Annotated in this window: 14 protein-coding genes and 3 tRNA genes; 10 read left to right on the top strand and 7 right to left on the bottom strand. The window is 66.5% G+C overall.

Annotated elements, in window-relative coordinates; genetic code table 11:
• Positions 1–2: 2 nt before the first annotated feature.
• Positions 3–518, bottom strand: a complete 516-nt coding sequence (locus I7X18_RS25945) for a bacterial proteasome activator family protein (RefSeq protein ID WP_193046828.1) — start codon at positions 516–518, stop codon at positions 3–5.
• A 450-nt stretch (positions 519–968) separates the two neighbouring features.
• On the opposite strand from I7X18_RS25945, the gene I7X18_RS25940 reads away from it, so the two are divergent.
• Positions 969–2,165 carry a cysteine desulfurase-like protein gene (locus I7X18_RS25940; RefSeq protein WP_193046827.1) on the top strand — a complete coding sequence of 399 codons (1,197 nt, stop codon included), beginning with the start codon at positions 969–971 and terminating at the stop codon, positions 2,163–2,165.
• Position 2,166: 1 nt separating this feature from the next.
• Here I7X18_RS25940 and I7X18_RS25935 read toward each other — a convergent pair whose 3' ends face one another.
• On the bottom strand, positions 2,167–3,150 hold the full coding sequence (locus I7X18_RS25935) for an NAD(P)H-quinone oxidoreductase (RefSeq protein ID WP_193046826.1): 984 nt from the start codon (positions 3,148–3,150) through the stop codon (positions 2,167–2,169).
• A 66-nt stretch (positions 3,151–3,216) separates the two neighbouring features.
• On the opposite strand from I7X18_RS25935, the gene I7X18_RS25930 reads away from it, so the two are divergent.
• On the top strand, positions 3,217–3,729 hold the full coding sequence (locus I7X18_RS25930) for a MarR family winged helix-turn-helix transcriptional regulator (RefSeq protein ID WP_193046825.1): 513 nt from the start codon (positions 3,217–3,219) through the stop codon (positions 3,727–3,729).
• Between the two features lie 20 nt (positions 3,730–3,749).
• Positions 3,750–3,836, top strand: a tRNA-Ser gene (locus tag I7X18_RS25925).
• Between the two features lies 1 nt (position 3,837).
• Here I7X18_RS25925 and I7X18_RS25920 read toward each other — a convergent pair.
• Positions 3,838–4,653, bottom strand: a complete 816-nt coding sequence (locus tag I7X18_RS25920; protein WP_193046824.1) for a crotonase/enoyl-CoA hydratase family protein — start codon at positions 4,651–4,653, stop codon at positions 3,838–3,840.
• Positions 4,654–4,664: 11 nt separating this feature from the next.
• Positions 4,665–4,982 (bottom strand): hypothetical protein, encoded by a 318-nt coding sequence (locus I7X18_RS25915; RefSeq protein WP_226863734.1) that lies wholly within the window; start codon positions 4,980–4,982, stop codon positions 4,665–4,667.
• A 40-nt stretch (positions 4,983–5,022) separates the two neighbouring features.
• On the opposite strand from I7X18_RS25915, the gene I7X18_RS25910 reads away from it, so the two are divergent.
• A complete protein-coding gene (locus I7X18_RS25910) occupies positions 5,023–5,607 on the top strand; it encodes a TIGR03086 family metal-binding protein (protein ID WP_193046823.1) in 585 nt (194 codons plus the stop codon).
• Here the strand turns inward: I7X18_RS25910 and I7X18_RS25905 are convergent.
• Both I7X18_RS25905 and I7X18_RS25900 read right to left on the bottom strand, forming a co-directional pair.
• Positions 5,604–6,059 carry a DUF4334 domain-containing protein gene (locus I7X18_RS25905; RefSeq protein WP_193046822.1) on the bottom strand — a complete coding sequence of 152 codons (456 nt, stop codon included), beginning with the start codon at positions 6,057–6,059 and terminating at the stop codon, positions 5,604–5,606. The two genes, I7X18_RS25910 and I7X18_RS25905, sit on opposite strands and share 4 nt — an antisense overlap.
• On the bottom strand, positions 6,056–7,120 hold the full coding sequence (locus I7X18_RS25900; protein ID WP_193046821.1) for a pyridoxal phosphate-dependent aminotransferase: 1,065 nt from the start codon (positions 7,118–7,120) through the stop codon (positions 6,056–6,058). The genes I7X18_RS25905 and I7X18_RS25900 overlap by 4 nt, the downstream gene beginning before the upstream one ends.
• Before the next feature lie 82 nt (positions 7,121–7,202).
• Here I7X18_RS25900 and I7X18_RS25895 point away from each other — a divergent pair.
• Both I7X18_RS25895 and I7X18_RS25890 read left to right on the top strand, forming a co-directional pair.
• Positions 7,203–7,291, top strand: a tRNA-Ser gene (locus I7X18_RS25895).
• Between the two features lie 42 nt (positions 7,292–7,333).
• Positions 7,334–7,406, top strand: a tRNA-Arg gene (locus I7X18_RS25890).
• Between the two features lie 70 nt (positions 7,407–7,476).
• Here I7X18_RS25890 and I7X18_RS25885 read toward each other — a convergent pair.
• Positions 7,477–8,652 (bottom strand): tyrosine-type recombinase/integrase, encoded by a 1,176-nt coding sequence (locus tag I7X18_RS25885; protein ID WP_193046820.1) that lies wholly within the window; start codon positions 8,650–8,652, stop codon positions 7,477–7,479.
• An 84-nt stretch (positions 8,653–8,736) separates the two neighbouring features.
• Between I7X18_RS25885 and I7X18_RS25880 the strand changes: the two genes are divergently transcribed.
• Genes I7X18_RS25880 through I7X18_RS25865 form a run of 4 tightly spaced genes read left to right on the top strand, consistent with a single transcriptional unit; the run spans position 8,737 to position 11,967 of the window.
• Entirely contained in the window at positions 8,737–9,117 is a 381-nt protein-coding gene (locus tag I7X18_RS25880) for a hypothetical protein (RefSeq protein ID WP_193046819.1), read from the top strand.
• On the top strand, positions 9,114–9,890 hold the full coding sequence (locus I7X18_RS25875; RefSeq protein WP_193046818.1) for a bifunctional DNA primase/polymerase: 777 nt from the start codon (positions 9,114–9,116) through the stop codon (positions 9,888–9,890). The genes I7X18_RS25880 and I7X18_RS25875 overlap by 4 nt, the downstream gene beginning before the upstream one ends.
• Positions 9,890–11,671, top strand: coding sequence for a hypothetical protein (locus I7X18_RS25870; RefSeq protein ID WP_193046817.1), 1,782 nt, complete (start codon positions 9,890–9,892; stop codon positions 11,669–11,671). The genes I7X18_RS25875 and I7X18_RS25870 overlap by 1 nt, the downstream gene beginning before the upstream one ends.
• Positions 11,668–11,967 (top strand): hypothetical protein, encoded by a 300-nt coding sequence (locus tag I7X18_RS25865; protein ID WP_193046816.1) that lies wholly within the window; start codon positions 11,668–11,670, stop codon positions 11,965–11,967. Before I7X18_RS25870 ends, I7X18_RS25865 begins: the two co-directional genes overlap by 4 nt.
• Positions 11,968–12,004: the final 37 nt, after the last annotated feature.

Here is a 12,004-nt window from a genome sequence, read left to right as displayed (position 1 = left end):
CCCTAGAGGTACTGCCCGGTGCCGGGGTGCGCTGGTCCGCCGCGCTGGCCCGGCACCACGATGCCCGGAGGCAACGCGCCCTGGCGCATCTGTTCGAGCTGGGCCCTTGCGGCCATCTGCTGGGCGAACAGGGCGGTCTGGATGCCGTGGAACAACCCTTCGAGCCACCCGACGAGCTGCGCCTGGGCGATGCGCAGTTCGGCGTCGGACGGAACGGTGTCCTCGGTGAACGGCAGCGTCAGCCGTTCGAGTTCCTCGCGCAGCTCCGGCGCAAGGCCCTCCTCCAGTTCGCGGATGCTCGTGTGGTGGATCTCGCGGAGCCGGTTGCGGCTGGCGTCGTCGAGGGGAGCGGCCCGCACCTCTTCCAGGAGTTGTTTGATCATGGTGCCGATCCGCATCACCTTGGCGGGTTGTTCGACCAGGTCGGCCAGCGATTTGCCGTTCCCGTCCTGGTCGTTTCCGCCGGGGGCGTCGCCGCCGATGATCTCGATGTTGTCGTCGTCGTTGTTGAGCGTCATCTGAGTCGCATTCCCTCTTACGGCTGTTCTATCGCTGTGACACTAGTCCGTCCGCGCCGGTGCCCCCGCACGCGACCGTCGGCACGGCCCGCCGCCGCGGCGACAGGCGAACGGCCGCTCCGCCGAGGCCGCCGCTCGGTTGCCCACGCAACCGCGCGCGCACCGGCCGTCGTCGCTCCCCGCAAACACCGCCAGGCCCGAGAAAAAGCCGGTGGCCGACATGCTCACCCCCCGCGAAGTCGGACAGTGTGCCGCCCGACCCGGTCGACGCGGTGCTCGTCAGCGCGTCAGCAACGATGGGGGGATTAGCGCTCGGCAGTGCCAGCGTCCTGGACTAGTATGGCTGCCCAGGTGTTCCGATCTGGTACGGCAACGGTCGATGCGCACGGTCGGGCGCTCACCAAAAACGTGTCGGTTTGTGGAATTCACGAACGCTCTAAGGTGGCTGCAATGGCATACGACGTCGCCCGGGTGCGTGGATTGCACCCCTCATTGGGCGACGGCTGGGTGCATTTCGACGCGCAGCACGGGATGCTGCTGCCCGATGCGGTGGCCACGACGGTCTCGACCGCGTTCCGCGGGTCGATGTCGACCACCATGGGCCCGCATCCGTCGGCCCGGCGCAGTGCCGCCGTCCTGAATGCCGCCCGCCAGGCGGTCGCCGATCTCGTGAACGGCGACCCGCGCGGTGTGGTGCTCGGCGCCGATCGCGCCCTGCTGCTGGCGTCGCTCGCGGATGCGGCGTCGTCACGGGTGGGGTTGGGCTACGAGATGGTGGTCACCCGACTCGACGACGAGGCGAACGTCGCGCCGTGGCTGCGTGCGGCGAACCGATACGGCGCCAAGATCAAATGGGCCGAGGTCGACATCGAGACCGGCGAACTCCCCGCCTGGCAGTGGGAGGGCTTGATCACCGGGCCGACGCGGCTGGTGGCGATCGCGTCGGCGTCGTCGACGATCGGGACGGTGACCGACCTGCGGGCGGTGACCAAGCTGGTGCACGAGGTGGGCGGGCTGGTGGTCGTCGACCACTCCGCGGCCGCGCCCTACCGGCTGATCGACCTCGAGGAGATCGACGCTGACGTGGTGGCGGTCAACGCCGTCGCGTGGGGTGGCCCGCCGATCGGCGCGCTCGTCTTCCGCGATCCGTCGACCATCGACCAGTTCGGGTCGGTGTCGCTGGATCCGTACGCGACCGGGCCTGCACGGTTGGAGGTCGGCGTCCACCAGTTCGGCATGCTCGCCGGGCTGGTCGCCAGCGTCGAGTACCTGGCCGGCCTCGACGAGAACGCGACCGGCACCAGGCGTGAGCGTCTGTCGCTGTCGATGCAGTCCGCCACGTCCTACATGGGCCGGCTCTTCGACTACCTGCTGATGTCGCTGCGTTCGCTGCCGCTGGTGATGGTGATCGGTCAGCCCGAGGTCCGTATCCCGGTGCTGAGCTTCGCCGTCCGTGACGTGTCGGCGGAGAAGGTGGTGCAGCGGCTCGCCGACAACGGCGTGCTGGCGATCGCGAATGCGAACTCGCGGGTCCTCGACGTCATCGGCGTCGACGACATCGGTGGCGCGGTGACCGTCGGGCTGGCGCACTACACGACCACCGCCGAGGTGGATCAGCTGGTGCGCGCGCTGGCGTCGCTGGGCTGAGTCAGTCCCGCACGCGCAGCAGCACCTTGCCCGACACCTCACCGGAGGCGAGCATCTCCTGAGCGGCCTGGGCCTCCTGCACCGGGAACTCCGCCCCGATGATCGGGCGCACCCGGCCGTCGGCGACCATCGGCCACACGTTCGCGACCACGTCGGCGACGATGTCGCTCTTGCTGCCCGGCCCGGTCACCGGGCGGGAGCGCAGCGCAGTCGCCGTCACGCCGGCGCGCTTGGCGAGCAGCTTGCCGATGTTGAGTTCGCCCTTGGTGCCGCCCTGCATGCCGATGATGACGAGGCGTCCGCCCGTGGCCAGTGCGTCGATGTTGCGGTCGAGGTAGGCCGCTCCCATGATGTCGAGGATCACGTCGGCGCCGGCCCCATCGGTCTCGGCGCGCAGACGTTCGACGAAGTCCTCGTCGCGGTAGTTGATGGTCACCTCGGCACCCAGTCCCCGGCACAGGTCGAGCTTGTTGGCCGACCCCGCGGTGACGGCGACCCGGCAGCCGAGCGCACGCGCGACCTGGATGGCGTGGGTGCCGATGCCGCTGGCACCGCCGTGGACGAGAAGGACCTGTCCGGCCCCGAGTCCGGCGGTCATCACGACGTTGGACCACACCGTGCACGCCACTTCCGGTAGCGCCGCCGCCTGGGCGAGTTCCACCGACTCAGGGAGCGGCATGACCTGACCGGCGGGAACGGTGACGTTCTCCGCGTAACCGCCGCCCGCCAGCAAAGCGCACACCGGCTGGCCGACGGACCACTCGGAGACCCCGTCCGCTATCTCGGCGATGATGCCGGACACTTCGAGTCCCATGATGTCGCTGGCGCCCTTCGGGGGTGGATACTTGCCGGCCGCCTGCAGCAGGTCGGCGCGGTTTATCCCGGCGGCAACCACGTCAATTCGCACTTCACCCGATTGAAGTGCGCGTTCAGGTACTTCCGTCCAAATCAGCTTCTCAGGTGACTCCGCGACGATCGCATGCATTATTTAAACCCTACCCCTGGGTACAGTTCGCTTCCGGTGGACGGCTTCGTGCTCTACCATGGGCGGATGGAGGGGATGATAGGGGGGCGTACGGCAAGCGATATGCCGGGCCTCGACATTGCAGAACAGCGGTCCTGGCAAAACTTTCTCGATGCTGCGTTGAGGGTCTACGCGACGCTGAACAAGTCGTTGGTGGAACAGCATCACCTGACTCTCAACGACGTCCGGCTGCTCGACATGCTGGACAAGTCGCCGACCGGGTCGGCGCGGATGGGTGACCTGGCCGAGGCGTTGATGTCGCTGCCCAGCCGGGTGACGCGGCAGATCCGCAGGCTGGAGATGCAGGGTCTGGTGCGGCGGGGGGCCAGCCCGGACGACGGTCGCGGGGTGCTGGCGTCGATCACCGATCAGGGGCGGAGCCTGGTGGGTGAGGCGATGGTCACTTACGGCGAGGGCGTGCGCGCTCATTTCCTGGGCAGGCTGTCTCGGCCGCAGATCGCGGCGATGGGGGAGAACTGCCGCCGGGTGAGCGCCGCGATGCGGGCGGGCTCGGCGCCCGCCAGGCTCGGCCGGGTGTAGCACCCACTACGCTGTTCGGCGGTGGCGTGGCAGAGCGGCCTAATGCACTCGCCTTGAAAGCGAGAGACGGCTAACACCGTCCGGGGGTTCAAATCCCTCCGCCACCGCTCATTCGCCGGTGAAGTTCGGCGGCCGCTTTTGGAACATCGCGGTGACGGCCTCGCCGAGATCCTTCGACGGCAGGAACGCCGAGTTCCATACCGCCACATACCGCAGGCTTTCGGACACCCGGGCGATGCGCTGCTGATCGAGGACGTCCTTGACGCCGTGGACGGTCAGCGGGGGGTTCGCCGCGATCTCCTTCGCGGTGGCGTGCGCGGCCGCCAGCGAGGCCTCCGGACCGTCGAACACCTCGTTGACCAGCCCGATCTTCTCTGCGCGCGCCGCGTCGATGTCCTTACCCGTCAGCGCCAGCTCGCGTAGGTGGCCGTCGGTCAGGATCAGCGGCAGCCGCGCCAGGCTGCCGACATCGGCGACGATCGCCAGCTTCACCTCGCGCACCGAGAACTTGGCGTCGGTGCTCGCGTAGCGGATGTCCACCGCGCTGATGAGGTCCACACCACCGCCGATGCACCAACCGTGCACCGAGGCGATCGTCGGGGTGCGCGAGTCGGCGACGGCGGTGATGGCGCCCTGCATCTTCTGCAGCCGCTTGTGGAAGTCGGCGCGGGACTTGGCGCCGGCGTCCAGACCGGGCAGCTCAGCACCCATGGCGACCAGGTCGAGTCCGTAGCTGAAGTTGCGGCCCGAGCCGGTGAGCACGATGGCGCGCACGTTCGGATCGGCGTCGAGTGAGGTGAACACCTCGGGCAGTTCGGCCCAGAACGCCGGCCCCATCGCGTTGCCCTTGCCGGGACCGATCAACGTCACCTGCGCGACGTGGCCGTCGACGTCGACGGCCACCGACTCGTATGTATTGCCCATGGAACCCGAGGCTAGCGGCCGACCAGGATCTCGCTGAGCCGGGCCGCGGGTAGGTATTTGCAGATCGCGTCGGCGAGGGTCTTGGCGACGACCGTGCGCTGCTCTCCCCGTTGGCCGCTGCCGGCGTCCATCAGTTCACCGATGATCGCTATCTGGGCACCCTCGTCGAGGGTGGTGTACTCCTTGCAGGTGACGGACTCGGCGTCCGGTACCGGCGGGCCGGGTTCGGTGGTCTGAGCGACGGTGCCTGTCACCGTCTGGGTGCAGCCGGCCAGCAGCCCCGCAGACAACAGCGCGGCAGCCGTCAGAGTCCTCGCATGCGTACCCATCTGGGCCACGATAGGCCAGCCGCCATATAACGTGAGCACCATGCGTAGCGACCTGCCGCAGGGGCCCGACTCACCACCGACCAACGAACTGCGCAGTGCCGAACTCAGTCTCGGGGTGCTGCACCAGGTGGTCCGCGGAATCGCCGAAGACGACCTGGGCAAGCAGACGCCGTGCGAGAAGTTCGACGTCGCCGGCCTCACCGATCATCTGCTGACATCGATCACGGTTCTGGGCGGCGCGGCGGGTGCGGAGATGCCCGAGCGGGATCCGTCGGACTCCGTGGAACGTCAGGTGATCCTCGCCGCGCGGCCCGCGCTCGACGCGTGGCACCGCCGCGGACTGGACGGCGCCGTCGACGTCGGCGGACACGAGATGCCGGCCGACGTGCTGGTTAGCATCCTCTCGCTCGAATTCCTGGTGCACGCGTGGGATTACGGCGCGGCGACGGGGCGCGATGTGCCTGCGCCCGACTCGTTGAGCGAGTACGTGCTCGGTCTGACGCAGAAGTTCCTCACGCCGGAGGGCCGGGTTCGGGCGGGCTTCGACGACGCGGTGGAGGTGGCCGAGGACGCGCCGCCGCTGCAGCGGCTGTTGGCGTTCACCGGCCGTCGCGCGGAGGTCTAGACCCGCTCGAGGTAGAAGTACAGGTGGCGGTTCCCGTCGAGGGCGCCCTTGCCGTTCATGATGCCCAGCAGGGTGTTGTCGTCGACCTTCTTGAAGTGGTCGTGCACGGGTGCGCCGTCGTAGACCATCGACGCGGTCACCTCACCGCGGAACTCCTCCATCCAGAGGCTGGCCTCACCCTTCATCGCCTCTTTGTTGGAGAACGTGTTGCCGTCGGCGTCCAGGCACACCAGCGGTTTGGCGTCGGTGGCGGAGTGGAACGTCTTGCCGAACCAGTTGAGGCGCTCCATGAATCCGTTGGCCTTGTGGCCGGTGTGGAATTCGCCGCCCTTCCACTCGCCGATCATGAAGTCGATGTCGACCGGTGCGAGCGTCGCCCAGAAGTCGTCGAGTTCCGAGTCGGCGATGGTGCCGGTCCGGTCCTTGAGTTCGTCGAAGGTCGTGCGGCTCATCGAGCTCCAATCCAACTGCGGGCGAAGTCCAGGAAGGCGTCGTTCTCGTGGGGTGCGGCGACGGTCACGCGGACACCGTCCTCGCCGTAGGGGCGTACCACCAACCGGTTCTCGGCGGCCTTCTCGACGAAGTCGAGGGTGCGCTCGGCCAGCGGCAGCCAGACGAAGTTCGCCTGGGAGAGCGGCAGCGTGAACCCGGCCTCGCGCAGGGTGTCGCTGACGCGGGTGCGTTCGGCGACGACCTCGTCCGTGCGGGCGAGCAGTTCGTCGGCGGCGTCGATGGAGGCGATCGCCGCGGCCTGCGAGATGCTGGTGGCGGAGAACGGTACGTAGACCTTGCCCAGCGCGGTGACAATGTCGGGGTCGGCGACCGCGTATCCGACGCGCAGCCCGGCCAGCCCGTAGGCCTTCGAAAACGTCCGCAGCACCACGACATTCGGGTGCGCCCGGACCAGCCCGAAGCTGTCGGGCAGCAGGTCGTCGCGGATGTATTCGACGTAGGCCTCGTCGAGCGCGATGAGGATGTGCGGCGGAACGGCCTCGACGAACCGGGCCAGCGCCTCGGGGTCGACGACGGTGCTGGTCGGGTTGTTCGGATTGCAGACGAAGATCAGTCGCGTGCGGTCGGTGATCGCGGCCAGCATCGCGTCGAGGTCGTGGGTGTGGTCACGCAGCGGCACCTGTACGGGGGTGGCGCCTGCCGTGCGCACCTGAAGGGGGTAGATCTCGAAGCTGCGCCAGGCGAACACCACCTCGTCGCCCACCGACGACGTGATCTGGATCAACTGCTGGCACAGGCTGACCGAACCGCAGCCGACGGCGATCTGCTCGGGGGCGAACGCTCCGCCATCGAGGTGTCCGGCCAGGTGCTCGCGCAGTTCGAGGTAACCGTTGTCGGGATAGCGGTTGATCTGGTCGGTCGCCTTCTCGATCGCGGCACGCACGCTCGGCAGCGGGCCGTGCACGGTCTCGTTGCTGGCGATCTTGATGGCACCGGGAACCGTCTTACCCGGTGTGTAGGCCGGGATGTCGGCCAATTCGGGGCGCAGGCGGGCGGTCACCCGACCAGCATAGGGTGGTCGATCGACCGCTTTGCTTCCGCCGGTGACGCATGTGTAGGCTGTGCGACCGGCGGTAACGTCAGGAGGCGTGCCAGAGCGGCCGAATGGGACTCACTGCTAATGAGTTGTCCCGCTAAAACGGGACCGGAGGTTCAAATCCTCTCGCCTCCGCCGCGGTTGACTCGTCAGCCACGACACAACTGAACACAGCACGCGCCCGTAGCTCAACGGATAGAGCATCTGACTACGGATCAGAAGGTTAGGGGTTCGAATCCCTTCGGGCGCACTCTCTATCAGCGGTAATGACTAAACCGTCATTACCCGACACGCCCGTAGCGGACACTTTCCCGCCACATTCAGTTATCACCGCTCTGGTTGGTGTATCTGTCGAGCACAGCGCGGACATCAGGCCCCTCGGTGTGACGTTGCAGATAGTGCTTCTCGGTGGTCGCCAACTTCGCGTGCGACAGCTGCTGCTGGGCCTTCTCCGGTCCGAGTTCGTCACGCACCACAGTCGCGACTGCCCGCCTGAATGTGTGCGGAGTGATCGTCGTCCGCAGATCTTCTGGGAGCGCCGCCCGTAACGTCCTGCGCATGTTGGCCAGCGACATCCAGCCGCCCTCGCGGTTGGCGAAGACGGGACCCTCGCCATTCGACTGGGTCTTCAGCTCCTCCAGTGCGTCGACCCCGACGCGGGGGAGCATCACCGTGTGTTCAGGGGCGTCCCCTTTGCGTCTGTCCTGACGGTGGAGCGGCTTCCCGACGATGCGGCCGTGGTCGATCAGCGTGCCCCGGATAGTGACAGTGGGAGGGTCTCCGCTGGTATCGCAGTCCGACCATCGCAACGCCAGGACCTCATTCGGTCTCGCCCCGGTCGCCACCAACAGATCCACGAATGCCGGCAGTAGCCGCCCCGGTCGCGGTCCAGGCCCTTCGCGGTCGGCATAGTCGCGGACTGCCTTCCGGACGCGCTCAAGGACATCGGACGGGATCTTGCGCACCACCTTCTTGGGGACCGCCTTGGTTGGCTTTGTCTCTCGGATTGGGTTCACGGTGACGATGCCGAACCGGGTGGCCATCGAGTACATGCCCAGCAAGATCATGCGCAACCGCTTCGCCTGCGTCGTAGCCCCCATGCTCTGTACGTGTCCGTGGGCCCGGTTGGTGTCGACTTCGCGAATGCGCAGCGCCCCGAGTTGATTGGCTCCGTGTTTCGCCCACACCTGTCGGTATTGATCGACTGTTTGCGACGACACCCCGTCCTCGGCTGCCTTCGCCAAGATCCACACCTCGAACAGCTCATCCAATGTGGTCTTGTCGGTGACCTCTTGCTTCGCGACGGGCGGGCGCCGGTCCTTGAGGTGACGCTGTAGCAGTCGGCGGGCGTCCTCGGCGGACTTGTCGCTGGACCGCTCTACGCGGCGCCGTTCGCCATCATTGTCGCGAACGTAGCAGGTCGCGAAAAATCTTCCACCCCTTGACTTTTCCGTGATTCGGCCATGCTCTCCAGGCCGTAGCCGCTCCCTAGGCATCGAACTCTCCGTTGATCAACCGGCTATACGTGTGAAGCAATTCCTTGCGCCTTGATTCGAGGAATTCGATCTGCCGCCCCCTACATGGATCACCGGTGGTGGAAGGACGACGAGGACGAAGCCCGGAAAGCCGGCCAGGACATGTTTCCCGCGATGTGCGGAGTGATGATTACGGTCCCGAAGAAATACAGGGTCAACGTCAGGGACATCACCGACTTTGACGCACCAGAGCAGGTAACTGACCCGAAACTGCTCGACCATGAGCGACTCGACACGGAAACCGGGATGTGGTGGGACATCGGCGATTGCGTCAACTGCCTCCACGTCCGCAACGACAAACTGCTCCGCGACCGGCGCAAGGAACTCGCCACGATCCTGTTGAAGGCATCGGTCAGCACCGACGATCTCGATGCCGATCTGGTCAACACGCTGCTCGACAAGCTCCGCGGAATGGCTGACAAGTGAGCAGCACCAACGAGGTTGCCCCCGCCACGACTGGCGGGGGCAACCCCCTCGGCATCATGTTGGAGCATGGCTTCAGCGTCGGTCCGCTCGCCGGCAAGATCCCGATCACGGCCCACGGGGTGGTGGACTTCACCCGCGACCGCAACGTCATAGCGTCCTGGAAGCGCAAGTTCGGCGAATGCAACTGGGGTGTCACGCAAGTCGGTGTTATCTGCCTCGATGTCGACCCACGCAACGGGGGCAGAGTCTCGGCGCTCAACCTTCGACCCGAACACAGCACTTTATGCGTGCAGACCGGCTCAGGCGGATGGCACCTGTACTACCGGCACTCCGGTTCGGTGCGGGGCAAGGTCGATGGCATCCCCGGAATCGACATAAAAGCCGGCGGCCGTGGCTACCTCGTCGCACCCGGATCGATTCACCCAGACACCGGAAGGCCCTACCGGCTGTACCGTGACGCCCCTATCGCAGATCTCCCCGAACATCTGCGGGCGCTGATCGTCCAGCCCACCTACGCGCCTCCAGCGCGAGACGCAGTTCTAGACAAGAACTCCACCTCGGGCGACCGCTGGGAAGGACTGGTTCGCGCCGTGCACGAGGCCCAGCCCGGCAATCGGAACAGCACCTTGTTCTGGGCAGCAGCGAGGGCGGCAGCCGATTCGGCACCCGCAGCGGTCTACAGCGCGCTCGCCGCCGCCGCACACGAGATCGGCCTCGGCGCCCACGAGATCCACCAGACCATCCAAAGCGGCCAACGAAAGGCGGCATCGTAGTGATCGACGACGACGAATTCTGGTCGGCCACAGGCCAACTCGCGCTCATCTACCAGTGGGCCAGAGCCAGTTACGTAGCACCGTGGGCGCTGCTGTACGCGATCCTGCCGCGAGTGATCGCCACGACCGGCCCGCATGTGATGCTCCCCGGACCGCCGGCCCCGGCGTCGCTGAACATGGCCGTCGTCCTCGTCGGCCGGTCGGGATCCGGCAAGGGTGTAACCGACAAGCTCAGTCGCGTCGTGTGGCCCGCCGACATTCACGAGGAAGGACTCGGCTCGGGGCAGGGCATCGCCGAATTGTTCAAGGAACAGAAGAACCCCGAAGACCGGATCACCCGCGCACTGATCACCGTGTCCGAGATCGACCACCTGGCCGCCCTCAACGCTGGACAGGGCAACAACACCAGGGCCGCACTTAAAGCCGCACTGACCGGTGACCGGTTGGGCAGCAAGGGCGCATCCTCGGCCACCACGCGGTCGGTTCCCGCCGACTCCTACCGGCTGTCCCTGTCGATCAGCGCGCAGTTCGGGCACACCGCCGTATTGATGGACGATGTGACGGGCGGGACGCCGCAGCGACTGCTGTGGGCATCGGTCACCGACCCTGACATGCCCGACGACCCCGGACCAACCCCCGTTCGCGTCTTGGATACGGCAGTGCCGTCGTGGGCATCGTCGGGCGCCCAGGTGCTGATGCAGTACGGCCCCCCGGAGATCCGCGAGTACATCAACGCCGGACTGTTGGCCAACGGCCGCGGGATTGGAGAGGCGCTTGACGGTCACCGGACCCTGGCCCGGCTCAAGGTCGCCGCAGCGTTGGCCATTCTCGATCACCGCATGGTCGTCTCAGCGGGCGACTGGGAGCTCTCCGAGGTCATCATGGACAAGTCGGACGCCACCCGGAACTCCGTCCTCGAGTACGACCGTCACGCTGCCCGCGCCAAGGTCAAGGAGCGGGCGATGTCACGGGTCACGTTCGACGAGATGATCGACGATCGGCACGCCACGACGGTCCGCAGCCGGATACTCCGCCTGCTGGCCACCGGCTCGATGTCGCGCAGTGAGTTGCGCCGCGCGATGGGCAAGCAGCACTATCGCGAAGCCTTCGACGCGGTATTGCCGCACCTGGAGAAAATTAGCCAGGTCGTCGTCATTCCGGGGGAGAAGGCGTCGCACTACGCGCTCAACCGCGAGTTCACCGGTGAACCGGAGTTCACCCCAGAAAACAGCAGCTCAACTGGGGTGAACCGCGAGTTCACCGGTGAACTCGACAGCAACGTGACCGACCTGGATACCCGCAGGTGGCACGACCAGAGACGGTCAAAGCCGTCAGCTCGAGAATGGTTCGAAGAACACATCCAGCAGCTCCGAGAAGAGGGCAACACCACCGCTAGATCGTTTGCTGTCTACGAGGCTGGGGTAGCTGCAGGGCACAGCCGAAGCACCCTTGCTCAAGCCGCGCATGCTCATCCCGACGTGACCGTGATCGACCGCTCCCGCGGAACCGCAACCTGGTCGATCGTCCCTGGGGAGCAAGGTGCTTACGTGCCCGCGTCAGCGTGGGTCACCAAGTACCTCGACAACCTCCCCGCGGGAACGACGGTCGTCGATCAGGCACACTTCCGCGCCGCTGCCATCGCGGCCGGATACGACCACTCCACCGCGCGCACCGTCCTACACAAGTCCGATCGAATCGTCTCCGAGCCAGCAGTGGGCAACGCCATCAACAACAGGATCTGGCGCATCACTGGCCAGAGCGAAGGAGAAGAGTCGGCATGAGCGACGCCGTCTGGTCAACCCCTGAAGCGAAGCGCGTTGCCCTGCAGATGGTGCTGGCACACCTCCAAGAGGACGAACCCGTCTATATGCAACTCGCCGAAGACCTCCGCGTGACCGATCCGCAATCCCACACCTCGGTCATCCGCTGGCTCACGGGCATGGTGGTGCGCTCCCACGCACCCGAAGACGGACCCTTCGACGACCGACCGAAGCGCCAGCAACTGGCTGGCATGATCCGCGACGAACTAGCCCAACTTGAGCCGCCGCCGCCCGACTTCTGGCGGCGCCAGCCATGACGCGGCCAGCTGAACATCTCGTCCACGGCCTAGGAGG

Origin of the sequence: Mycolicibacterium baixiangningiae (genome assembly GCF_016313185.1) — a bacterium.
GTDB lineage: Bacteria > Actinomycetota > Actinomycetes > Mycobacteriales > Mycobacteriaceae > Mycobacterium > Mycobacterium baixiangningiae.
Note: the sequence above shows the minus strand (reverse complement) of the source record. Positions and strands in the feature narration are given on the sequence as shown.

Coding starts and splice junctions, on each gene's coding strand:
- I7X18_RS25885 (WP_193046820.1), bottom strand. CDS start 8,652: ATGCCTAGGGAGCGGCTACGGCCTGGAGAGCATGGCCGAATCACGGAA.
- I7X18_RS25910 (WP_193046823.1), top strand. CDS start 5,023: ATGCGTAGCGACCTGCCGCAGGGGCCCGACTCACCACCGACCAACGAA.
- I7X18_RS25930 (WP_193046825.1), top strand. CDS start 3,217: ATGGAGGGGATGATAGGGGGGCGTACGGCAAGCGATATGCCGGGCCTC.
- I7X18_RS25945 (WP_193046828.1), bottom strand. CDS start 518: ATGACGCTCAACAACGACGACGACAACATCGAGATCATCGGCGGCGAC.
- I7X18_RS25880 (WP_193046819.1), top strand. CDS start 8,737: ATGGATCACCGGTGGTGGAAGGACGACGAGGACGAAGCCCGGAAAGCC.
- I7X18_RS25935 (WP_193046826.1), bottom strand. CDS start 3,150: ATGCATGCGATCGTCGCGGAGTCACCTGAGAAGCTGATTTGGACGGAA.
- I7X18_RS25865 (WP_193046816.1), top strand. CDS start 11,668: ATGAGCGACGCCGTCTGGTCAACCCCTGAAGCGAAGCGCGTTGCCCTG.
- I7X18_RS25905 (WP_193046822.1), bottom strand. CDS start 6,059: ATGAGCCGCACGACCTTCGACGAACTCAAGGACCGGACCGGCACCATC.
- I7X18_RS25915 (WP_226863734.1), bottom strand. CDS start 4,982: ATGGGTACGCATGCGAGGACTCTGACGGCTGCCGCGCTGTTGTCTGCG.
- I7X18_RS25920 (WP_193046824.1), bottom strand. CDS start 4,653: ATGGGCAATACATACGAGTCGGTGGCCGTCGACGTCGACGGCCACGTC.
- I7X18_RS25940 (WP_193046827.1), top strand. CDS start 969: ATGGCATACGACGTCGCCCGGGTGCGTGGATTGCACCCCTCATTGGGC.